We start from the raw sequence: 22,368 nt of genomic DNA, 5'->3' as shown, positions 1-22,368 counted from the left end.
GTGCTAACGCTGCGCCGCCTCGGCGAAGGCCTGAAATACCCGCAAGGTGGCTTCAAGATCGGCAGGTTGCAGACCCTGAAGTACATCCGCCCGCAGCCGCGTCAGCTCCAGCTCTATCGAACCGGCCAGCGCGCGACCCTTGTCGGTCAGGCTGAGGGCCTTGGCGCGACGATCGTTGGGGTCTTCGCTGCGGCAGACGATGCCTGCCTTGCACAGCTGGTCCAGCAGACGCACCAGCGTCGGACTTTCCATGCCGGCCGCCTGCGCGACTTTCACCTGGTGCACGCCGTCACCCAGGCGTGCGATTGCCAACAGTGGCCCTGCGCACGCTTCAGAAATTTCATAAGTGGCCAGTGTGTTGTGGCAAATGCGTCGCCATTGGCGAGAGGCGGCTACCAGGCCGCTGCTGACAGCGCGATGCAGTGGATCGACAAGCATGAATCACCGGGTTGAGTCAGGGGTGAATTTAGTTATGAGTAATATTGTTAGGGAGGATATTAGTAGGATGCTAACTAATATCCCGTAACAAGTTCTTACAGTCAACCCGAAACTGCCGAGTGGAGACTTTCCGCTTATTCAGCCGTCCGCAAACTGGTTTTTATCCACAAAAAGGGCGATGAACGGTTGCCCTCGTCAGCGTGTAGTGCTGAAAGTTCATTTTTTCAAAAAATAATCGATACCGTTCGTCGGTAACTTATCCAGAATTCGGGTGGTTTTGCCCAGACCCATTCAAAAAAATGACGCGGCATCCGATAGGAGGGTCCTGATGAATCGCTGCCTGCAGCAAATGGATGGCAATTCGCCTTGCGGGAAGATTTGGCATCAAAGTAATGGCATTGACTGTTTTGTGGCGGTTTATTGGCGTCAGTGTCTTGTCGTTGCTGTTTAAAAAATAAACGATTCAGCCGATAGTCTGGTTGACCACAACGGGCCAGCACACCCGTTCCAGAGCCATCTGTCGGTGCGCAATGCGTACCTTGCGAGCTACTCCATGATCGACCTTGCCACCTGGAATCTTTCCGTCCCTGTCGGAAGTCCTGCGACCATCATCGAAACCCCCAAGTTGGTGAAGGGCTATCGGGATGGTTATTTTCAATCCGGGGAGACGCTGTTTTTCTGGGCACCGGTGACCGGTTCCACCACAGAAAACGCCAAGTACCCGCGCTCCGAGCTGCGCGAGACTACTTCCGACGGCAGAGTCTTCAACTGGGCGTACTCCAGCGCCGACAATTTCCTGCGCGCCACGCTGGAAGTCGATCAGGTGCCTTCCACCGGTAAAATCGTGATCGGCCAGATCCACTGCTACCAGAGCACCGAACCGCTGTTGAAGGTGGAGTATCAGTACAAGGAGAAGCTGCAGACCGGCAATATCGTCGCCAAGTTTCGTCGTACACCGGACTCGGAAATCGAGGTCATCACCATTGCGCAGGGTGTGCCGCTCAACAAGCAGTTCAATTACACCATCAACCTGTCGCCCAGCGGCGACCTGACGGTCAATGCCTTTGATTCGGTCTGGTACGCCAAGCTGGATTCAGCCTGGAGCACCAAGCTGTTCTACTTCAAGGCCGGGGTCTATACCCAGGACAACACGGGCTACACCACTGAAGGCGGCTCGGCGACGTTCTACAAGCTGGCCATTGCCCACGACAAGAAGTCCTGATCCGCACGTCGCGCAGCGTTCAGCTCGCTGGAAACATCAGGCTGAAGCAGATCCGTCCGGGGCCGGGTTGCGTGACGTCGACCCGGCCGCCGTGCAACTGCATGATCGCGGTGACGATGGCCAGACCCAGTCCGTTGGAGTCCGAGCGTTCATGGCGTGAAGCGTCGCCACGATAGAAACGGTCGAAAAGCCGGGCGAGACTGGCTTGCGGCAGCTGCGGCCCCTGGTTCTCGACGTCGATCTGCCACTGTCGATCAACGGCCGATACCCTGATCAGAATCTCGCTGTCTTCATCGGCGTAGCGGATGGCGTTGGCGATCAGATTGCTAAGGGCACGGCGCAGGAGGATCGGGTCGGCCAGCAATGTACCTTGTCCGCTGTGGCTCAGTCTCAGATTGCGCTCTTCGGCCAACCCCTCGAAATAACCGGTCACGCGTTGCAATTCATCGTGAAGGTCCAGCGGTTGGCGTTCCAGTGCGGATTGGGCCTCGTCTGCTCTTGCCAGGAACAAAATACTTTCCACCAGCCTTGAGATACGCTCCAGCTCCTCCAGATTGGAGGCCAGCAGCGCCTGATACTCATCGGCGCTGCGGTTCTGGCGCAGCGCAACCTGGCAGTGGCCCATCAATGAGCCGACCGGTGTACGGATTTCGTGGGCCAGGTCGGCAGAAAACTGCATCAGGCGTCGATAACCATCGTCCAGACGGTCAAGCATGGCGTTGAAGGCATCGCTTAGCTGTTGCAGTTCGACCGGCGTGTCGCGACTGTCGAGCCGTTTGTGCAGGCTGGCCGGGGTGATTGCGGCAGCGTGAGCAGCCATCCTGCGCAACGGACGCAAGCCGCGTCGCAGCAGTACGTAGCCCAGCGCTGCGGTGATCAGAAAGGCCAGCGCCACGGCAATATAGATGCGCTGGCGAAAACCGGCGAGCATGGCCATTTCCTTGACCATCAGGTGCGCGGCCTGCAGACGGACCTCGACGCCATTGGACATCACTTGCACCGCCGCCGCGCGCAACGGTACGCCTTGCAGGCTCAGGCCGCTGCGCAGGTTGTCGACCCGCAGCGGCTGATCCTGCGCTACGGTCGGCAGTTCCGGCAGCGGCGCGTGTTGCGGGTTGACCGAGATCACGGGCGGCTTGCCCGGCTCGCCGATGATGAAGATGTCTTCCTCGCTGTCGAGCATGTTCTCGAACAGTTGCGGACTGCCTTTGAGGTTGTCCATGGTCAGGTCATAGCGCAGCAGCTTGCGAAAGTGGTCCAGCCGCGCCAGCACTGCATGGTCGCTGCGTTGCATCACGGTTTCTTCAATCGACTGATACAGGTACAGGCCCGCGCCGCTGACGGTGAGCATCGCCACCAGCGCAAACGCCAGGGTCGAGCGCAGGGTCAGGGAAGGCTGGCGTCGCATGGCCGTACCTCGCACACATAACCGATACCGCGCACGGTATGGATGAGTTTGACCGGGTAGGGAAGGTCGACCTTGCTGCGCAGGCGCTTGATGGCAACGTCCACGACATTGGTGTCGCTGTCGAAATTCATGTCCCAGACTTCCGAGGCAATCTGTGCTCTGGACAGCACATCGCCCTCGCGGCGCAATAATAGATGCAGCAGGGCAAATTCCTTGTTGGTCAGCACGATGACCTGTTGCTGACGCGTTACGCGGCGACGCAGCAGGTCCAGTTCAAGGTCGGCCAGATGAAAATGATCGGCCTCGCGCACCACGCCTCGCCGCAGGATGGTACGGATGCGCAGCAGCAGTTCGGTGAAGGAAAACGGTTTGACCAGATAATCGTCGGCACCCAGTTCCAGGCCGCGAATTCGGTCTTGCAACTGGTCGCGTGCGGTCAGAAACAAGACCGGTACGTCCTGTCGGGCGCGCAGCACTTCGATGATCTGCCAGCCGTCGATGCCCGGCAGCATCACATCCAGCACGATCAGGTCGTAACGGTTTTCCAGCGCCAGGTGCAGGCCGTCTGCACCGTGCTGCGTCCAGTCGACCTTGTAGCCTGATTCCCCCAGGCCCTTTTTCAGGTATTCGCCGGTTTTGGTGTCGTCTTCAATCAGCAGGATATGCATCGTTTTGTCCGCTACGCTTTTGCAGGCACCCTCGGTGCGCCGATGCCGGAGTCTAACCAGTTGCCGACTAGGTGTCCGGCGAATGACAAAAATGTCATTGCCCGGTCATTCTGCGGTGCCGGTAGCGGTGCAAAGATGGATTTCAGATCTCACCTGCCAAGGAAGTACCGATGAAGACTACACTCTCTGCCACGTTCGGCCTGCTGTTGCTCAGTGCCGCTGTCATGACCCAGGCCGCCGACATGAAGGTGGTTAAACCCATGCGCGGGACCGTCGACAGCGTGAGCGCCGACACGCTCGATTTCACGACTCGCGCGGGCCAGCATCAAAGTATCAAACTGACTGACAAGACCGGTATTCGTCTTGTGTCCGAAGCTGACTTCAAGCAGATCAAAGATGACAGCTTTGTCGGGTCGGCTGCGGTTCCCCAGGCTGACGGTACGTTGAAAGCCCTGGAGGTGACCGTTTTCGAAGCGAGCCTCAAAGGCAGCGGTGAAGGCCATTACGGTTGGGAAAACGCCGATGGCAGCACCGGCACCATGACTAATGGCACCGTCGGCACACTGGCCGGAGCCGACGGCCGTACGTTGACCGTCAAGTATGAGGGCGGCGAGAAGAAACTGGTGGTGCCACAGGACGTGCCTATCGCCTATGTCGAGCCAGGCAAGGTCGAACAGTTGACCAAAGGTGCCAAGGTTGTTGTGTTCCCGGCTGACGACGGCAAGTCGGCACGCGGTGTTGCCGTTGGCAAGGACGGTTTCACGCCGCCGATGTAATCGCCGCCAGAGATGTCAGGGGCAGGCCGCTGCCGCTGACATCTCCGTCCATGCCTGATCAGAGGGATCCCCACATGAAAACCCGCCCCATTCATCCCTGGCCGGTGCGCCTGACCCACTGGGTCAATGCCGCAGGCATGGTCTGTATGTTCATGAGTGGTTGGGCGATCTATAACGCATCGCCACTGATGCCTTTTACCTTTCCCAAATACCTGACACTCGGCGGCTGGCTGGGCGGCTCCATCGCCTGGCACTTCGCGGTGATGTGGCTGTTGGTCATCAACGGTCTGTTGTATGTGCTGTATGGCGTGTTCAGCCGCCACTTCAAGCGCGATCTGCTGCCGGTTCGTCCATCAGACGTAAAGCGTGACATGAATGACGCGCTGCATTTTCGGCTGGCCCACGTCAAGGGCCGTTACAACGCTGTGCAACGGCTGATGTACTGGCTGGTGCTGGCAATGGGCGTGCTGGTGGTACTGTCGGGACTCGCTATCTGGAAACCGGTGCAGTTTCAGGGGCTGGTCAGCCTGCTGGGCGGGTTCGATTTTGCCCGTTGGGTGCACTTCGGTGCGATGGCAGCCATTGGCGCGTTTGTCGTTGTTCACCTGGTGCTGGTCGTGCTGGTGCCAAGTACCTTGCTACCAATGATTACCGGCGGCCGCCAGCCGAACGAAGACGGAACTGCACAATCATGAACGAACCTCGTAAACGCGTCACCCAGCGTATCCGTCTTGAGCCGGCGCAACAGAGCCAGCTGGTCGATATCCAGCGTCGCTCGTTCCTGCGCGCCGGGTTGACGGTGGGCGCGATGTCGATGCTCACCGGGTGTAACCTGCAGGATGGCGACCAGGTCGACAAGGTGCTGTGGGCCATGTCGCGCTGGAATGACCGGGTTCAGGCCTGGCTGTTCAACGGGCAGAAGCTGGCCCCGACCTACAGCAAGGCACAGTTGACCAGTCCATTCCCGTTCAATGCGTTTTACCCCGAATACAACGTGCCGGAGCTGGAGCTTTCCGATTACCGGCTGGCGGTGTCCGGGCTGGTCCGTGACAAGCAGCCGTGGACGCTGGACGCGCTGCGTAAACTGCCACAACGTACCGACATCACTCGGTTGATCTGTATCGAGGGCTGGAGTGCGATAGGGCAATGGGGCGGCGTGCCGCTGAAGACGTTTCTGGAGTATGTCGGGGCGGATACCACGGCGCGTTTTGTCGGTTTCAAGTGCGCCGACCGTTATTATTCAAGTCTCGATATGCCCACCGCGTTGCATCCGCAGACTCTGCTGGCGCTGGATTTCGGCGAAGTCGCGTTGCCTCCTGAGTACGGTTATCCGTTGCGGGTGCGGGTGCCGACCAAGTTGGGCTTCAAGAATCCCAAGCACATTGTCGAGATATTCGTCAGCAACGAGAACCCCGGCGGGTATTGGGAGGATCAGGGCTATAACTGGTTCAGCGGGATCTAGAAGCGGACGCAGAGCGTCCAGCTTTTTGGGACTGTTCAGTTGAAAAGCATTGCGTTGCAGCGGCTGTGTACAAGGCATGACGTTGTTTTGATTATCGTGTCGACGCTCGGCGTGGGCATGCAGTTCGTGACGCTCTGCATCACACAGCGGTTCTGTGGTGTCAGGGGGATTGGGGTTCGGCTCAGGTCAGCTTTTCGCCCTTCGGCGAGCTACTTTGATGGGGCCAAAGTAACCAAAGCCCTTGGCTCCGTGCACAAGGCATGACCTTGTGTTGACTATCGTGCCGACGCTCGGCGTCGGCATGCAGTTCGTGACGCTCTGCGTCACACAGCGGTTTTGTGGTGTCAGGGGGATTGGGGTTCGGCTCGGGTCGGCTTTTCGCCCCTCGGCGAGTTACTTTGATGGGGCCAAAGTAACCAAAGCCCCTGGCTCCGTTTCCGGCCCGACTGCGTCGGGTTCCTTCGCCCTGACACTGATCCGGGGGTCGCCGCAACGGGCCATCCATGGCCCGGTGCGGCTAGCCTGGCGTCCTGCCAGGCTACCCCCGGATCAGCGCCAGGACTCAGCCGTCACTTACGTCGCACTCTGCGTTGTCTGTGCAATCGGGGTTGAAAAGCACTTCGTTTGCAGTGACTAAGATTTTGATTATCGTGCCGACGCTCCGCGTCGGCATGCAGTTCGTGACGCTCTGCGTCACACGGCGGTTCTGGGGTATCAGGGAGGTTGGGGTTTGACTCGGGTCGGCTTTTCGCCCCTCGGCGAGTTACTTTGATGGAGCCAAAGTAACCAAAGCCCCCGAATCAGTGCCAGAACTCAGCCGTCACTGACGTCGCGCTCTGCGTTGTCAGTACCATGGCGGTAAAGGCGCTTTCAGATGCAGTGTCCACCGGCAGGGCAAAGAGCCGCACCTTGAACAGGCGCGGCTCTTCGGATCAATTCAGACCCAGCTTGCCGCGCAGGGTCGACAGGTCTTCGGCCAGGGTGTTGACCGGGCCGACCAGTGCTTTACGGTCGTTCTCTTTGACCTTGTCGTAGGTTTCAAAACCACCGTCTTTGGTCTTGTACTTCGCCAGGATCTTGTCCACGGTGGCGAAGTTCTTGTCGACTTTGGTGGAGAAAGCTTTGTCCTGCTGCTCGATCTGCGGACGGAACAGGTCGACGATTTTCTTCGCGCCGTCGATGTTGCCCTGGAAGTCATACAGGTCGGTGTGGCTGTAACGATCCTCTTCGCCGGAGATCTTGGTCGCCGCGACTTCTTCCAGCAAGGCTGCTGCGCCACCAACGACTTTTTCAGGCGGGAAGGTCAGATCGGCCACGCGTTTTTCCAGGTCCTTGACGTCGCTCATCAGCTTGTCGGCGATAGGGCCCTGATCCTTGGTAGTGTTCTGCGAGAACAGCGCATACTCCAGGCGATGGAAGCCCGTGAAGTCCTCTGCCGTCACGCCTTGCTCATGATCATCGACGCGTGAGTCGATGGACGCATCCAGGTCACTGAACAGTTCGGCAATCGGTTCTACCGACTCGTAATAGACGCGGGTAGGGGCGTACAGCTTTTTAGCCGTCGCGATGTCGCCCTTCTTCACGGCATCGGTGAACTTCTGGGTGTGGCTGACCAGTTCTTCGATGTTTTCGGTGACGTAAATCTTGTAGTCCGATACCGGACCTACCAGATCCAGCGGGGCTGTGGCCGCAAAGGCGGCCAGTGGAGTCTGGAGCAGACCGAGGGTCAAGAGCAAAGCCAGGGGCGTCTTTTTCATGAGTGTCTTCCGGGTCGGGAGTGGATAGGTCATGCGGTTTTATTGGACGATACGGCCGCCAGCAACGAACGGCCGATGAAATCCTGGTCGCCGGTTACCCCCGGCAGTGTGAAGAAGTAGCCGCCACCGACGGGCTTGAGGTATTCCTCCAGCGGTTCGCCATTAAGGCGGCTCTGCACGGTGATGAAGCCTTTTTCCAGATCGGCCTGATAGCAGATGAACAGCAGGCCCATGTCCAGTTGCCCGTTCTTGTTTACCCCGTTGGAATAATTGAACGGTCGGCGCAGGATCAGATTGCGCTGGCTCTCGGCGGTACGCGGGTTGGCCAAACGGATGTGCGAGTCCAGTCGGGTTTTCTTGCCTTCCGGGTCTGCCGCGTAATTGGGCACATCGGTCTCGACTTTTCCATCCATCGGCGCACCGGTGCTTTTGCTGCGGCCGAAAATCGATTCCTGCTCCTGCAAGGGCGTGCGGTCCCAGCGCTCGACGAAATTACGAATGATCCGCACGGCCTGATAGCTACCATTGGCGGCCCAGGCCGGCTCATCGCTGCCCGGCTGCACCCAGACCAGCTCGTTCATGGTTTTTTGGTTATTGGAATCCGGATTTGCCGAGCCGTCCCGGAAACCCAGGAAATTGCGCGCGCTTTCTGGCGGCTGACCGGGTTTTTTGGGGGCCTGAGGCGGCACGGTACCTTCCTGTTTCCAGCGCACCAGCAACAGGTCGGGCAGGTTCTTGACGATATCGCGCAGGGCGTGAATGTTGCTGTCGGCGGTATTGGCGCAGAACTGGATGCTCATGTCGCCGTGGCAACTGGCTGGATCCAGTGCATCGTTGGGAAAGCCGGTCATACGGCTCAGGCGTTTCGGTTTGACCGGGGTCAGGCCAAAGCGCTCATCGAACAGCGATTCGCCCACCGACACGGTGATGGTCAGGTTATCCGGGGTTACTACCGGGCCGAGAATGCCCGAGTCCGGCGGTGGCAGTTTCGGGTCGATCTCCGGCACCGGACCGCCGGTCATCAGGAACGCGATGCGCTCGTTCAACGTACGGAACAGGCGTTCCAGATCCTCACGGTCGGCAGCCAGCACGTCGAACGCGACCAGCATGCCAGCGGCTGGACGCGGATTGACGATGCCCGTCTGATGCAGACCATGAAAGTCATTATGATCCTGGGTCTTTTCACTGTTCGGTGCTTCGGTGACTTGCGCAGGCGTTGCGGCCAGTACGTTGCCGCTCAGGCTGCTGCCTGCCAGCGCGGCACCGGCAGCACCGAGCCCCATCAGGACACGGCGACGCTGGATTGAAACGGGGGCGTTATCAGCGGCTGGATTGCTGTCTGGGGTTTTCATCGTAGTGTGCTTTGCTCCAGTGAATCAGAGGTCAGAAAGGCCGAGTGCCGCGTCTATACCGTTGAGTGCGTCAGCGAGTGCGCCGGCTTTCGCCGCGATTTGCTGGCGTTGTCCAGCGTCCACCTGATCGTAAGGACGCGTGCCGCCTTCAGCGGTGCTCAACGCATCAAGCGAGGTGTCCAGATCAGCGATGGCCGCATCGATCTTCTGCAACAGATCGCCTGCGCTGCGGGTCAGCAGCGGACGCAGCAGGTCGACGATCTTGCGAGTACCGTCCAGATTGGCGGCAAAACCGTTGAGGTCGCTGTGGCTGTAGCGTTCTTCTTCGCCGTTGCTGCGCACATCAGCCAGGCTGCGTAACGTGCGGGTGGCGATGGCTGCGAGCTGTTCCGGGGCCAGAGACTGCGCCATCAACTGTTGCTTGAGCTGAGTGACATCGGTTTGCAGGCGCTGTGCAACGGGCGACAGTCCCTCGACGCTGTGTTGCTCATACAGGCCGTATTCGATGCGGTGAAAACCGCCAAAGCCCGGATCCTGCTCACGTTTTTCGTAGTAATCGGCGCGAGCGTTGATTGCATTGTCCAGCTCGGCCAGGCGCTGGGCAGCGGGGGCGATGCGTTGATACGCCGCGCGGGCAGGCAGGTAGGCCGCCTGGGCTGCGCTCAGGTCACCGGCATCGATGGCTTGTTGCAGGGCATTAACCGCCTTGATCAGGGCAGAACTTTGCAAGCTCAGGTACACCCGATATTCGGAAAGCGGACCGATGAAGGCGGTCATGGAAGGACGCGCCCTGGCTTTTGCGTCGGACTCGGCAGTCGGCGTGACATGCAGCGTGCCACGCGGGTTGCTGAGCAGGCCGCAGGTGATCGCGTAATCGCCGGGTGCCAGGTTGGCATTGATCACCTGACTGAGTCCCGGCGCAATGTTCTCTCGTTCTTCAACCACCAGCACGCCATCGAGAATTTCCCATTCGACGGCGCGTTCCGAGCGGTTGACGATGCGGAAGGCGTTCTTGCCGGCCGCGACTGTCAGAGCATTCGGCTCGCAGTTACGGGCGTGGATATTCACTACGGTTTCAGTACCGGCATTGGCTGCGCGCTTTTTTGCGGCGACCTGCGAGGCGTAATAGAACAGCCCGCCTGCGGCGATCATCAGGATCACCGAACCGGCGACAGCCAATCGCAGGACGCGGGGCGGCCGGGCGTTCTCGGAAGGCCCTGGGGGACGGATAGACATGGGTGCCCTTATTCGTTCGTGACAGAAGATGTTTTCGGCCGCATCGCCTTGCCGGTCGTCGGGGTGTGCGGCATGAAGAACAGCAGCAGCGCGCCGATCAGGTAAATCAGGTAAACGCTCAAGGTGCTCACTGTAGGGGCGTCCTGGTAACCGAACATGCCCGCCAGCACCGAGCCGGCCGGGCCGTCCATCGGCAACAACGCGCTGATGTCGAAGACCACTTCCTGCAGGTGATTCCAGACCCCGGCTTCATGCAGTGCCTGAACGGAATTGGCGAGAATGCCTGCTGCCACCACCAGAATGAACAGCCCGGTCCAGCGGAAGAACAGGCTCAGGTTCAGGCGCATGCTGCCGCTGTAAATGGCCACGCCGAAGCCGACAGCCAGCAAAAGGCCGAGCAGGGCACCCAGAGGTGCGCCTGAACCTTCGCTCTGCTGGAACACGGCGAGCAGAAAGAATACGGTTTCCAGCCCTTCGCGGGCCACGGCGAAAAACACCATGGCGATCAGCGCGTAGGTCTGGTTTTTCGAACCGGTGAGGGCAGCATCCAGCGACTCGTGAAGCGCGTGCTTGATAGAGCGAGCGACCTTGCGCATCCAGAACACCATGGAACTGAGAATGCCCACGGCTATCAGCCCGACAATGCTTTCGAACAGTTCCTGCTGCTTCTGCGGGAACTCGGCGCTCATCAACTCAAGCCCGCCTCCGACGAACAGCGAGAGTGCGGCAGCGAGAAATACACCGATCCACACCGCAGGCATCCACTCGCCGCAGCCGGTCTGCTTCAGGTAACTGGCGATAATGCCAACAATAAGCGCGGCTTCGATGCCTTCGCGCAGCATGATCAAAAACGGAACGAGCATATCTCACCGGGTCAAAACTGTAGGGTGATCGTGTTTCAGCCAGCCATGGGCCGGAAACACTGCGTAACATAATGATACTCATTCTTGAATGCGGGTAGTTGTTTTTTATCTGCTTCTCGGTTTCGGCGGATTGTTCAGGTCAGGTTCAGCTAAAAAATCAGGGAGCAATAAACGGGAGGCGCTGCATCCTGAGTATGGATAGGGTGAAGCCTGCCATTTCAGGAAGTACGCTGATGCACGACCCTACGCTGCAATCGAGGCTCGATTCGGAAAACTGGAGCCAGCATCTGCACCGTATCCATGATCGGGGGTTTACGGTGTTTCGAGGCTTGTTGCGACTGGACACCTGCGCGCACCTCGCTGAGTCCTACGCTGAGGATCATTTGTTCAGGTCGTGCATCGATATGAAGCGCCACGGTTTCGGTGCCGGCCAATACAAATATTTCGCGTACCCGCTGCCCGAACCTGTAGCGACACTCAGGTTTGATATCTATCGCCGTCTTGTGCCTCTGGCCAACGACTGGAACGAGAAGCTCGGGCTCGAACATCGGTATCCCGAGCAGCACCCATCATTTCTGGATCAATGTCACGCCGCCAGTCAGCCCCGACCCACTCCCTTGCTGTTGCGGTACGCTGCGGGGGACTACAACTGTCTGCATCGAGATGTGTACGGTGACACTCTGTTCCCTTTGCAAATGGCGGTTTTGCTGTCGACACCGGGGGAGGCGTTTTCGGGTGGCGAGTTTGTCATTACCGAACAGCGGCCCAGAATGCAGTCGAAAGTGAGCGTCGTGCCTCTGGACGCTGGTGACGCGGTGTTATTTGCAGTTGACCGGCGTCCGGTGAAGGGGACGCGAGGTTTCTACTCGGTTTTCACCCGTCATGGCGTCAGCGAGGTTCGCACCGGGAGCCGTTTCGCTCTGGGCGTTATCTTTCACGATGCGCAATGATGCAGCCCGCCGTGCGCATCTGATCAGGAGGGCTGCGTGGTTACCGGGGCTGGAGCAGAGCACGATCATTTGCAGAGACTGCGACGGTTCACTCACATCGAGCTTTCCTTCGGCTCATTTTAGTTTGCTTTGGAAAACGCAATGTCACCGCAAACGAATAAAGCCGACGCGCCGCACGCCCATGCGGTCGAGTGGCTCAAGACCATCGACAGGCGATGGGAATTACTGGTCGATCACGTCGGCCCCTGCCTGCACCCTGTGACTGCCGCGCAGGATCCATTCCAGGCGCTGATCAAGGCTGTCGCGTATCAACAATTGCATGCCAGGGCCGGGGACGCGATGGTCATGAGGTTGCGCGCCCTGTTTCCGGGCTCAGCCTTTCCGACCGCGCAGGCGTTGGTCGATGTGGATGAACAGGCACTGCGTTCCTGCGGTTTCTCGGCGTCCAAGTGCCGTGCAATCAAGGCGATTGCTGTTGCCAGGGGCACGGGCCTGGTTCCTGATGTCAGTGATGCACTGGCCATGAGCAATGAAGAGCTGGTCGGTCGTCTCGTTCAATTGCCGGGTGTAGGCCGCTGGACCTCGGAAATGATGCTCATCTATGGGCTCGGCCAGATGGACGTGATGCCGGCCAGCGACTATGGCGTGTGCGAAGGCTATCGGCGGCTGTATGCTCTTGAGCTCAAGCCAGGTCATAAAGCGATGGCCGCAATCGCCGAACGGTTCGCACCTTTCAGAACGGTTGCAGCCTGGTATCTGTGGCGTGTGCCGATCGATTTTGTCGAACGCGACCCATTTCGAATTTGAAAGCAAGACTCGGAGTGCCAAGGGTTTCGGCTGACGATAGGCTCATGAAAACTCAAGGCGGGGCAACGACCATGGAAAGCACAGAAGATCGGGTAGCACAACGCGCTCCACGGACCGAAGACGATCCGCGCTGGAGCGCTCTGATCAATCGCCGTTCGGGGATTGACGCTGATTTTGTCTATGGCGTGCTGACGACGGGTATCTATTGCAAACCGTGCAGTCCGAGCAAACTCCCCAAACCTGAAAACGTCGTATTTTTCGATACTGCGAGCGAGGCGCAGGCCGCTGGTTTTCGCCCGTCCATGCGCGACAGCAGTGATCAGCAAAGCGTGGCACTCAAACATGCCGCAGCGGTTTCCGAAGCCTGCAGGTTGATAGACACGTTCGACTCGATGCCGAACCTCAACGACCTGGCGGAACGGGTCGGCATGAGCAGTTTTCATTTTCACCGCACCTTCAAGAAACTCACCGGGTTGACGCCCAAAGCCTACAGCGTCGCTTCGTTGCGCTCGCGAGTGAAAGTCCGGCTTTCCCACGATGGGACCATCACCAGCGCACTGTATGAAGCAGGCTTCAACTCCAATAGCCGATTTTATGAGGCTTCGCAAAAAATGCTGGGCATGAAACCTTCTGAATATCGGGCAGGCGGGGCCAATGTCGATATCAGGTTTGCATTGGGTGAAAGTTCCTTGGGCTCGATTCTGGTGGCCAGAAGCACCAAGGGTATCTGCGCCATTTCACTTGGAGACGACCCCAATGTTCTGGTCGAACGGTTTCAGGATCAGTACCCCAATGCCAATCTGATCGGCGGTGATGAGGCGTTTGAACAGCTGGTCGCCGAGGTCGTGGGCTTTGTGGAGTCGCCTGCGATCGGCCTTGCGCTGCCGCTGGATATCCGCGGCACGGTTTTTCAGGAGCGGGTATGGCAGGCGCTCAGGGATATACCTGCCGGTTCGACCGCAACCTACACCGACATCGCAACCCGGCTCGGTATGCCGAGTGCGGTACGGGCAGTCGCCAATGCGTGCGGGGCCAACAAGCTGGCAGTCGCCATTCCCTGCCATCGTGTCGTGCGCAGCGACGGGTCTTTATCCGGTTATCGTTGGGGCGTCGAGCGCAAGCGTAAATTGCTTGAACTTGAACGCAAGGCTGACGATTTTCGCCTGGACGATGGCCAGCAGCACGACGGTAAAAGCTGTGACGTGCGCAAGGGATGAGGCAACTGTCAGATGTGGAAACTGCTGAATGCACAGGGTGAACCCTGCCTGAGTCGTGAGCCGGGCCGACTGGGAGGACACCGACGAAGCAAGGTATACGGCCGTCTGGATTGTCCTGCCGCGCTTCTGGCTTTGAGCAAAGGCGGTTACCGGCGGCACCGGGTCTTTTTTATCGATGAGCCAACAGCCATTTCTGCCGGTTTTCGCCCCTGTGGCCGGTGCATGGTTGCCGAGTATCGACAATGGAACTCGGAAAACAGGAAACAGAATGTTCCTCGTATCATCACTGAAACAGTGATTGTCCAGCGGGTTACTTTTTCTGCTGCGCCGTCCAGCTGTTTTCGCTGCCGAACCCGGCGAGCGGCGCGGCCGGGCGCTGAACATGACCTTGAGTGGCCAACTCCATATCAGGCACCCTGATCACAGCTTCTGCGCCTTTTTCGAGGACATGTTTCTGGACGACGTGGACCTCGCCGAATCGTCAGAGCGCCCGCGACTCACCTGAACAGCACTGCAATTGGTCAAGAATCCGGTACGCCAGCCTCACCCTTTCTTCATTCGGATAGTTCTTGTTGGCCAGAATCACGATGCCGAGCTGTTTTTCCGGTATGAACGCCACGTAGCCGCCGAAACCATTGGTTGATCCGGTCTTGTTCACCCAGACCGCAGGTTGCGCTGCCTGCGGCGGTTCGATCACTTCGGTTTTGAGGGTGCTCAGCAACGTGCTTGCGTTGCCCTCAAGCAACGCTTGCAGACGAACCGGCATCGAATACTGCTCCCAGATCAGGTCCTGAGTCATGCTGCCGACCCTGAAGTAGCTGATACGGGTGTCATTGAGTGCGCGTTGCAGCGGCGCGCCATCTTGACCGGAACCGAGGTTTGCCTCGACAAAACGGATCATGTCCCGAGCAGTCGATTTCACACCATAGGCTTCAGTCGCCAGCGGGCCCGGGCTGACCCTGACCGGTTCGTCGAGTTTGTTGTAGCCCTGCGCATACAGTGCCTGTTTTTCGTCGGGCACGTTCACGTACGTGCTGCTCAGGTTCAGCGCCGGAAACAGCCGCTGCTGCAGGGCTTTCTCATACGGCAGCTTCATGCTGCGCGCCGCGACCATACCCAGCAGGCCTGCACTGGGGTTGGCGTAAGTGCGGTGGGTACCGGGCAGGTAGTCGGGTTGCCAGGCCTTGAAATAGTCCATCAATTGGCGAGTGTTCTGCACTTTGTCGGGCACTTGAAGAGGGAAGCCGCCTGCCGTATGGGTGCCGAGGTGAAAGACCGGTATTTTCCCCAGACGCGTGTTTTGCAGTCGCGGCAGGTAGGTGTCGATGCTGTCGGTCAGCGACAACTGTCCATTGGCTTGAGCCCAGGTGGCCAGCGTGGCGGTGAAGGTTTTGCTGATCGAGCCCAGTTCGAACAGCGTGTCGCTGGACACTCGCTGGCCAGTGGCCTTTGAGGCCACACCGTAATTGTAGAATTGCTGTGTTCCGTTGCGGGTGATGGCAATGGACATGCCCGCAATAGCGTTTTCCTCCATCACCTTTTGCGCCGCTTGCTGTACAAATGTATCCAGATCAGTGGGCAGGTCTTGAGCACAGGCAAGTGACGCGTTCAGCATCAGCCCTGCGCAAAGCAGTGTCTTGTTCCATGGCATCACATGATTTCCTTGTTGTAATAAACCTGCGCCAATCATCGATGAATTGTGTTGCGAACACTGCTGCGGTGGCCGCTGGCGGCGGGTTTGCGTAATATGCCTGCTTTTTTGCGCTGCCTCCACGGCGCGCTGTTCAGGTAAACCATGAAATCAATCCGTATACGCGCCGAAGTTCTGGCCGGGCTCACGACATCTTTTGCATTGGTGCCCGAGTGCATCGCCTTTGCGCTGGTGGCTCATCTCAACCCGCTGATGGGGCTCTACGGTGCATTCATTATCTGTACGTTGACGGCGTTGTTCGGCGGCCGTCCGGGGATGGTCTCCGGTGCGGCGGGTTCGATGGCGGTGGTGATCGTCGCGCTGGTGGTGCAGCATGGCGTGCAGTATTTGCTGGCGACTGTGCTGCTGGGCGGCTTGATCATGATCCTGTTCGGGCTGCTGAGGCTGGGCAAGCTGGTGCGGCTGGTGCCTTATTCAGTGATGCTGGGCTTCGTCAATGGTCTGGCCATTGTGATTGCGATGGCGCAGCTGGAGCATTTCAAGGTCGGCGAGTCATGGCTCAGTGGTACGCCGCTGTACGTGATGCTCGGGCTGGTGGCGCTGACCATGTCGATTGTCTATCTGTTACCGCGTCTGACCCGCGTTGCGCCGCCCGCACTGGTGGCAATCCTCAGTGTCGGGCTGGCGGTCTATCTGCTCGGCCTGCCGACCCGTACCCTGGGCGACATGGCGCACATCGCCGGGGGCCTGCCGGTATTCGCGTTGCCGGACATTCCATGGAACCTGGAAACCCTGCGTATCATCGCGCCTTACGCCATCCTGATGGCGCTGGTCGGCCTGCTGGAAACCCTGCTGACCCTGAACCTCACTGACGAAATCACCGAAACCCGTGGTTATCCGGACCGCGAGTGTGTGGCGCTGGGCGCTGCCAACATGGTGTCCGGTGCCTTCGGCGGCATGGGCGGCTGTGCGATGATCGGTCAGACGGTCATCAACCTCAGTTCCGGCGGGCGCGGTCGGGTATCGGGCGTGGTGGCGGGTTTGATGATTCTGATGTTCGTGCTGTTTCTCTCGCCGCTGATCGAGCGTATCCCGCTGGCGGCGCTGGTGGGCGTAATGTTCGTGGTCGCTCAGCAGACCTTTGCCTGGGCGTCGTTGCGTGTGTTGCGCAAGGTGCCGGTCAACGACGTGCTGGCAATCATTGCCGTGACCGTGGTCACAGTGCTCACCGACCTGGCAACCGCCGTGCTGTTCGGCATCATTATCGCGGCGATCAATTTTGCCTGGCAGCAGGCTCGCGAGCTGTATGCCGACAGCCATATCGAAGCCGACGGCAGCAAGATCTATCACTTGCACGGCACATTGTTTTTTGCCTCGACCACGCCGTTTCTCGACCAGTTCAACCCGGCCGAGGACCCCGCTCTGGTGACCCTGGACTGCCGCCACCTGAGTTTCGTCGATTACTCGGCCATTGCTGCGCTCAAGACCTTGCGTGAACGCTATGTCAAAGCCGGCAAGCATCTGCGCGTGGTACACCTGTCCGAACGCTGCAAGCGGCTGCTCAAGCGCGCCGGCGTGCAGCACGCATGACCCGGGTTGCGCGGCGCTGCCGTATATAGGCTGAATGTCTTTTCTCTGATACCGAGGGTGCGTGCCTGATGGATGCTGTCTCTCCGCTGCAAGCCTATGAGCGTGCCGTCCAGCGCGGTTTTCAACCCGATCAGGCGCAACTGCAGGCTGCGTGTCAGTTGCAGGCATGCTATCAGGCGCTGGCCGATTCTCGTGGCCAGGCACAAGGGGTCTATTTGTGGGGGCCGGTCGGGCGGGGCAAGACCTGGTTGATGGACCGCTTTTTCGAAAGCCTCAGCGTACCGGCCCGGCGTCAGCATTTTCACCACTTCATGCGCTGGGTGCACAAGCGCATGTTCGAGCTGATCGGCACACCTCAGCCTCTGACCGTGGTCGCCAGGGAGCTGGCGCGGGAAGTGCGGGTGATGTGTTTCGATGAATTGTTCGTCACTGATATCGGCGACGCAGTGATTCTGGGCGGGCTGCTGCAGGTGATGTTCGAAGAGGGCGTGGTGCTGGTCTGCACGTCCAATCAACCGCCGGAGCAGTTGTACAGCCACGGCCATAACCGCGAGCGCTTCCTGCCGGCGGTTGCCGCTATCCTGAAGTACATGAATATCGTGGCGGTTGACGGTGGTGAGGATCATCGCTTGCACCCCGGGCAGTTGCACCAGCGTTACTGGGTTGCGCAGACCGGTCAGCCGAGCGCATTGAAGGCGATATTTGACGCATTGAGCGCAGGCCAGCCTGTGCATGATTCGCAGGTCATGCTCGGCTATCGCAGCATCAACGTGGTTCTGCATTCCGACACGGCAGTGTGGTGTCGCTATCGCGACCTGTGCGAACAACCGTTGGCGGCGATGGATTTCATTGCGTTATGCGATCGTTTTTCGGCGATTCTGCTCAGCGAAGTTCCGCCCCTCAGCGCCGCCCAACGTGAGGCGAAGATTGCCCGCGGCACCGAGGACGGTGTCGAGCAGGTGACGGCAGGCGACCGCGAGCTGCCGCAGTTATCGCCCAACGATGACGGCGTGCGACGTTTCATCGCGTTGGTGGACGAGTGCTACGACCGGCGCATTCCGCTGTATGTCGAAGCACCGGTGCCGATGGACGAGCTGTACACGGAAGGTTATCTGTCATTTGCCTTTCGCCGGACCCTGAGCCGGCTTCAGGAAATGCAACTGGAGCGTTTCACCGAGTCCTGAGGCTCAAACCGCATCCCGGCGGCGCTGGGCCAGCATGTGCTTGGCACCTTCGATCATCAGCACCACGACGGCCAGCCAGATCGGCAGGTAAGTCAGCCATTCATCGCGACCGATGCTTTCGCCCAGCAGCAGGGCGACACCTACCAGCAGCACGGGCTCGACATAACTGAGCAGCCCGAACAGGCTGAACGGCAGCAGGCGACTGGCAACGATGTAACTGACCAGCGCCGAGGCGCTGATTACCCCGAGCAAGGGAATCAGCAGATACAGCAGTGGAGCCTGCTGAATGGCTTGCGGGTGACCGTGGGCGATGAACCAGAGACCGATGGGCAGCATCAGCAGCATGTCGAACCAGAGCCCGCCCAGGTGATCGGTCTTGAGCTTGCGTCGCAATACGAAGTACAGCGGATAGCCACCTGCGACCACCAGTGTCTCCCACGAAAAGCTGCCTAGCCGCCACAGTTCATGGCCGACACCGATCATGGCAAATACGGCCGCGACCTTCTGCAGGTACGAGAGGTGCTCGCCATACACGATGCGTCCGGTGAGAATCATGCTCAACGGCAGCAGGAAATAACCCAGCGACACCTCCAGGCTGCGCCCGTGTAAAGGTGCCCACATGAAAATCAGCAACTGCGCGCCCAGCAATAGCGAGGACAGCAGCAGGCCGAATATCAGCAGCGGCTGCTGCCTGAGTCGGCCGGCCAGCTCGCGAACGCGCCGCCAGTCGCCGCTGACCCACATGAACAGCGTTGCGCACGGCACCGTCAGCAGCATGCGCCAGCCGAAAATCTCTTCACCGTCGAGAGGCGACATCAGCGAGGTATAGAAATACATGACCCCGAACAGCACTGAGGCCAGAACTGACAGCGCAACACCTTTGTACACAGTGGCCTCTTTTACGGATGCTCGAGAAAAGACTTGCGCACCTGCCTGGTGCGAATGGAGGCCAGTTTAGTGTGCAGGTCAGGAAAAAGCTTGGATTTACAGGCGCAATTGTCCTCACTGGACCATCTGATGGTCTGCGCACTGATAGATAACAGAGGCACGAAGGGAACGTGCCCCACTTCAGCGCATCAGACATTTGGTTAATCGATCAGCTTTGCTAGGCTGTCGCGCTGGCTGGCGCGATTCTGTCCGGCAATCACAAGGAGCATGCATGACCTCTTTCAGCACCGCAGCCCAGGATGCCAAGGCGCGGGCGGAACAGTCTTCGACGCGCATAGCGTTTTTCATTGCCGGTTTCAGTGTGGCCTCCTGGGCACCACTGGTTCCTTACGTCAAACAGCGGATGGGTCTCGATGAGGGCACGCTCGGCCTCTTGCTGTTGTGTCTTGGCGTGGGCTCGATTCTCTCGATGCCATTGGCCGGAGCACTGGCGGCGCGGTTTGGCTGTCGGCGACTGCTGGTCTGCTCGACGTTACTGATCTGTCTGTGCCTGCCGCTGTTGGCAACGATATCGAGTCTGCCGCTACTGATCGCCACGCTGTTTCTGTTTGGCGCGGGCATGGGGGCGGTGGATTGCTCTGCCAACGTCCAGGCCGTCATTGTCGAACGTGCCAGCGGCAGGACCATGATGTCCGGGTTCCACGGGCTGTTCAGCCTGGGCGGTATCGTCGGTGCTGCGGGTGTCGCCGGTCTGCTCAGTCTGGGGGTGTCGCCGTTCCAGTCGATGCTTGTGGTGGTCGTGCTCACCCTGCTGGCGCTGGCCAAAGCCACCCCCAACCTGTTGCCTTACGGCAGTCCGTCCGGTGGACCTGCCTTTGCTATACCGCATGGCGTGGTGCTGTTCATCGGTCTGCTGTGCTTCACCGTGTTTTTGGCCGAAGGCGCGATGCTCGACTGGAGCGCTGTGTTTCTGACTTCAGCGCGCGGTGTCGAAGCGTCCTATGCCGGGCTTGGCTACGCAGTCTTTGCCATGACCATGACGCTGGGGCGGCTGTCTGGTGACGCCATCGTCCGGCGGGTCGGTTCCAATCGGGTCATCATCCTGGGCGGTTTATGTGCTGCGGCGGGCCTGGCGGTTGCCACGTTGGTCCCGGCCTGGCAGGCGGCGCTGCTGGGCTATGCGTTGGTAGGCGCGGGGTGTTCGAACATCGTGCCGGTCTGTTACAGCGCAGTCGGCCGACAGAAAACCATGCCGGAAAGCGTGGCGATCCCGGCGATTACCACCGTCGGTTACGCCGGGATTCTGATCGGTCCTGCCGCAATCGGTTTCATTGCGCATGTCAGCAGTCTTGAGCTGGCGTTCATGATCGTTGCCGTGATGTTACTGGGCGTGGCAATCGGTGGCAGCAAGCTCAGGACATGATGCTGACTACAAGGTACGCGCCATCCCCGACACTCGGATCGAACTCCCCGGTTGTTCGGGGATTTCGGCGCGCAGGCGTGACGGGCTGCCCATGTCCTCGCCTTGAATAATGTCTATCAAGCCACCGTGCGGCCAACCGATATCGCGCAGATATCCGCCCAGCGCTGCTGTGGCTGCGCCGGTGGCCGGGTCTTCGTAGACGCCACCGAAGGCAAACGGATTGCGAGTGTGGAACAGCTGATCGGTTTCGGCCCACAGGAGCAGAATCGTGGCCCAGCCTTCACGTACCATCAGCTCTCGACCCGCTTGCTGGTCATAGCGCATGGCCTTGAGCCGGGTACGACTGTTCAGCGCCAGTACCAGGTGCCCGGCACCGCCATTGATGTGTGCTGGCGCAATGCGCTCATCCAGATCGCCATGCGTGTAGCCGAACAGCGTCAGCGCTTGCTCCAGCAATTGCGCACTGATCGGCTTGCTGAACGTCGCCGGCGACTGTAGCGCTGCCGAGGTCAAAGCGCCTTGCGCATGGCCTTCGACAGTGATATGCGCCTGATTGAGCGTCAGATTGAACACGCCATCGCCGTGCTGTGAGGCTAGCGCGGCCCCCAAGGCGATGGTTGCGTGCCCGCAAAACGGCACTTCTGCCAGCGGCGAGAAATACCGTACCCGCCAGCCATCTTCGACAGGCGCGGCGAACGCTGTTTCGGAAAAACCAATGTCGGCGGCAATCTGCTGCATAACGGCATCATCGGGTAACGCATTGCCGATCCAGACACCTGCCGGATTGCCACCGCGATCTCCATCGCTGAACGCCGCCAGTTTGAGTACTTCGGTTGTCATTGAAGAGGGCCTTCCTGTGGTCAGTGACAGACAGTTTGCAATGGAGCTGGTTGGATAATCCAGTGAGGAAAGCTGATGCAGCGCATTCAGGCACCTGATGCCTGAATCGGTGCGTTCAAAGCGCCTCACACCTCGCCACGCGCCGCTGCACGATACGCTCACGCAATGTGTCGTAGGCCCAGTTGAACAGCAGGGTGTACGGCAGAAACATCAGCAGCAGGCCGATATCAAGCCAGAATGCTTCCATCAGGCTGATCGTCAGCCACCACGCGGCCAACGGCACGACGGCCAGAATCAGTCCGGCCTCGAAACCCATTGCGTGCAAGACGCGGGTTGTCAGGCTCATGGTCAATCCGTACCGGTTGCGCAGTCGGTCGAACAGGGCGTTGTAGACCATGTTCCAGAGCATGGCGACGGTCGAAATCATCACCGTCATGGCGCCCATCATTACCAGCGAGTGGTTCATGATCCAGGCCAGCAGCGGTGCGACCAGAATCACACCGCCGATTTCGAACAGACTTGCATGCAACGCTCGCTCGCGCAGGGTTTTGGGCGTGACGGAGGCCTTCCGGGCGGCTCGCTGTTGGCTTTTGCTCATGATCACGTTGTCCTTTACTGGGTTCGTGGCAGCATTAT

Annotated in this window: 22 protein-coding genes; 11 read left to right on the top strand and 11 right to left on the bottom strand. The window is 59.3% G+C overall.

The genetic code is table 11. The features are described from left to right. Positions 1 to 3: 3 nt before the first annotated feature. Positions 4 to 438, bottom strand: coding sequence for a MarR family winged helix-turn-helix transcriptional regulator (locus MME58_RS17290; RefSeq protein ID WP_054985968.1), 435 nt, complete (start codon positions 436 to 438; stop codon positions 4 to 6). Between the two features lie 553 nt (positions 439 to 991). Between MME58_RS17290 and MME58_RS17285 the strand changes: the two genes are divergently transcribed. Continuing rightward, positions 992 to 1,660, top strand: coding sequence for a polysaccharide lyase family 7 protein (locus tag MME58_RS17285; protein WP_054985969.1), 669 nt, complete (start codon positions 992 to 994; stop codon positions 1,658 to 1,660). A gap of 19 nt (positions 1,661 to 1,679) precedes the next feature. On the opposite strand, the gene MME58_RS17280 is transcribed toward MME58_RS17285, so the two are convergent. Continuing rightward, positions 1,680 to 3,068, bottom strand: a complete 1,389-nt coding sequence (locus MME58_RS17280) for a heavy metal sensor histidine kinase (protein WP_055007188.1) — start codon at positions 3,066 to 3,068, stop codon at positions 1,680 to 1,682. Then, positions 3,047 to 3,736, bottom strand: a complete 690-nt coding sequence (locus MME58_RS17275) for a heavy metal response regulator transcription factor (protein ID WP_002554192.1) — start codon at positions 3,734 to 3,736, stop codon at positions 3,047 to 3,049. Before MME58_RS17275 ends, MME58_RS17280 begins: the two co-directional genes overlap by 22 nt. Positions 3,737 to 3,906: 170 nt before the next feature. Between MME58_RS17275 and MME58_RS17270 the strand changes: the two genes are divergently transcribed. From MME58_RS17270 to MME58_RS17260, 3 genes are all read left to right on the top strand, one after another. Next, positions 3,907 to 4,512, top strand: coding sequence for a hypothetical protein (locus MME58_RS17270; RefSeq protein ID WP_054985972.1), 606 nt, complete (start codon positions 3,907 to 3,909; stop codon positions 4,510 to 4,512). Positions 4,513 to 4,586: 74 nt separating this feature from the next. Next, positions 4,587 to 5,207, top strand: a complete 621-nt coding sequence (locus MME58_RS17265) for a cytochrome b/b6 domain-containing protein (RefSeq protein WP_054985973.1) — start codon at positions 4,587 to 4,589, stop codon at positions 5,205 to 5,207. Continuing rightward, positions 5,204 to 5,974 (top strand): molybdopterin-dependent oxidoreductase, encoded by a 771-nt coding sequence (locus MME58_RS17260; protein ID WP_055007189.1) that lies wholly within the window; start codon positions 5,204 to 5,206, stop codon positions 5,972 to 5,974. Before MME58_RS17265 ends, MME58_RS17260 begins: the two co-directional genes overlap by 4 nt. A 932-nt stretch (positions 5,975 to 6,906) precedes the next feature. On the opposite strand, the gene efeO (MME58_RS17255) is transcribed toward MME58_RS17260, so the two are convergent. Genes efeO (MME58_RS17255) through efeU form a run of 4 tightly spaced genes read right to left on the bottom strand, consistent with a single transcriptional unit; the run spans position 6,907 to position 11,182 of the window. Further along, positions 6,907 to 7,731 (bottom strand): iron uptake system protein EfeO, encoded by an 825-nt coding sequence (efeO, locus tag MME58_RS17255; protein ID WP_054988016.1) that lies wholly within the window; start codon positions 7,729 to 7,731, stop codon positions 6,907 to 6,909. 29 nt (positions 7,732 to 7,760) lie between these two features. Continuing rightward, a complete protein-coding gene (efeB, locus tag MME58_RS17250; protein ID WP_055005421.1) occupies positions 7,761 to 9,083 on the bottom strand; it encodes an iron uptake transporter deferrochelatase/peroxidase subunit in 1,323 nt (440 codons plus the stop codon). A 24-nt stretch (positions 9,084 to 9,107) separates the two neighbouring features. Beyond that, positions 9,108 to 10,319, bottom strand: coding sequence for an iron uptake system protein EfeO (gene efeO / locus MME58_RS17245; RefSeq protein ID WP_055005420.1), 1,212 nt, complete (start codon positions 10,317 to 10,319; stop codon positions 9,108 to 9,110). Between the two features lie 8 nt (positions 10,320 to 10,327). Continuing rightward, positions 10,328 to 11,182, bottom strand: a complete 855-nt coding sequence (gene efeU / locus MME58_RS17240) for an iron uptake transporter permease EfeU (protein WP_055005419.1) — start codon at positions 11,180 to 11,182, stop codon at positions 10,328 to 10,330. 233 nt (positions 11,183 to 11,415) lie between these two features. Here efeU and MME58_RS17235 point away from each other — a divergent pair, with 233 nt between their 5' ends. From MME58_RS17235 to MME58_RS27605, 4 genes are all read left to right on the top strand, one after another. Continuing rightward, positions 11,416 to 12,132: a 2OG-Fe(II) oxygenase gene (locus MME58_RS17235; RefSeq protein ID WP_082427212.1), complete on the top strand. Its 717-nt coding sequence runs from the start codon at positions 11,416 to 11,418 to the stop codon at positions 12,130 to 12,132. Between the two features lie 141 nt (positions 12,133 to 12,273). Beyond that, positions 12,274 to 12,939, top strand: a complete 666-nt coding sequence (locus MME58_RS17230) for a DNA-3-methyladenine glycosylase family protein (protein ID WP_055005417.1) — start codon at positions 12,274 to 12,276, stop codon at positions 12,937 to 12,939. Between the two features lie 71 nt (positions 12,940 to 13,010). Then, complete coding sequence (gene ada, locus MME58_RS17225; RefSeq protein ID WP_054988022.1) at positions 13,011 to 14,156, top strand: bifunctional DNA-binding transcriptional regulator/O6-methylguanine-DNA methyltransferase Ada; 1,146 nt, start codon at positions 13,011 to 13,013, stop codon at positions 14,154 to 14,156. A 12-nt stretch (positions 14,157 to 14,168) separates the two neighbouring features. Then, entirely contained in the window at positions 14,169 to 14,576 is a 408-nt protein-coding gene (locus tag MME58_RS27605) for an Ada metal-binding domain-containing protein (protein WP_082427210.1), read from the top strand. Positions 14,577 to 14,637: 61 nt separating this feature from the next. Here MME58_RS27605 and ampC read toward each other — a convergent pair whose 3' ends face one another. After that, entirely contained in the window at positions 14,638 to 15,807 is a 1,170-nt protein-coding gene (ampC, locus tag MME58_RS17215; protein WP_055005416.1) for a class C beta-lactamase, read from the bottom strand. A gap of 144 nt (positions 15,808 to 15,951) precedes the next feature. Between ampC and MME58_RS17210 the strand changes: the two genes are divergently transcribed. Together MME58_RS17210 and zapE are read left to right on the top strand one after the other, a co-directional pair. Next, entirely contained in the window at positions 15,952 to 17,397 is a 1,446-nt protein-coding gene (locus MME58_RS17210) for a SulP family inorganic anion transporter (RefSeq protein ID WP_054988024.1), read from the top strand. A gap of 68 nt (positions 17,398 to 17,465) precedes the next feature. Beyond that, positions 17,466 to 18,581 (top strand): cell division protein ZapE, encoded by a 1,116-nt coding sequence (zapE, locus tag MME58_RS17205; RefSeq protein ID WP_055005415.1) that lies wholly within the window; start codon positions 17,466 to 17,468, stop codon positions 18,579 to 18,581. Positions 18,582 to 18,584: 3 nt separating this feature from the next. Here zapE and rarD read toward each other — a convergent pair whose 3' ends face one another. After that, positions 18,585 to 19,469: an EamA family transporter RarD gene (rarD, locus tag MME58_RS17200; protein WP_054988026.1), complete on the bottom strand. Its 885-nt coding sequence runs from the start codon at positions 19,467 to 19,469 to the stop codon at positions 18,585 to 18,587. Positions 19,470 to 19,740: 271 nt separating this feature from the next. Here rarD and MME58_RS17195 point away from each other — a divergent pair, with 271 nt between their 5' ends. Continuing rightward, positions 19,741 to 20,892 (top strand): MFS transporter, encoded by a 1,152-nt coding sequence (locus tag MME58_RS17195; RefSeq protein WP_054988027.1) that lies wholly within the window; start codon positions 19,741 to 19,743, stop codon positions 20,890 to 20,892. Positions 20,893 to 20,898: 6 nt separating this feature from the next. Here MME58_RS17195 and MME58_RS17190 read toward each other — a convergent pair whose 3' ends face one another. Both MME58_RS17190 and MME58_RS17185 read right to left on the bottom strand, forming a co-directional pair. Then, complete coding sequence (locus tag MME58_RS17190) at positions 20,899 to 21,732, bottom strand: PhzF family phenazine biosynthesis protein (protein WP_055005414.1); 834 nt, start codon at positions 21,730 to 21,732, stop codon at positions 20,899 to 20,901. A gap of 115 nt (positions 21,733 to 21,847) precedes the next feature. Continuing rightward, positions 21,848 to 22,330, bottom strand: coding sequence for a multidrug/biocide efflux PACE transporter (locus tag MME58_RS17185; RefSeq protein WP_055005413.1), 483 nt, complete (start codon positions 22,328 to 22,330; stop codon positions 21,848 to 21,850). Positions 22,331 to 22,368: the final 38 nt, after the last annotated feature.

This window comes from Pseudomonas syringae pv. tagetis, assembly GCF_022557255.1.
Lineage (GTDB): Bacteria > Pseudomonadota > Gammaproteobacteria > Pseudomonadales > Pseudomonadaceae > Aquipseudomonas > Aquipseudomonas caricapapayae.
This window is presented reverse-complemented; position numbering and strand designations above follow the sequence as displayed.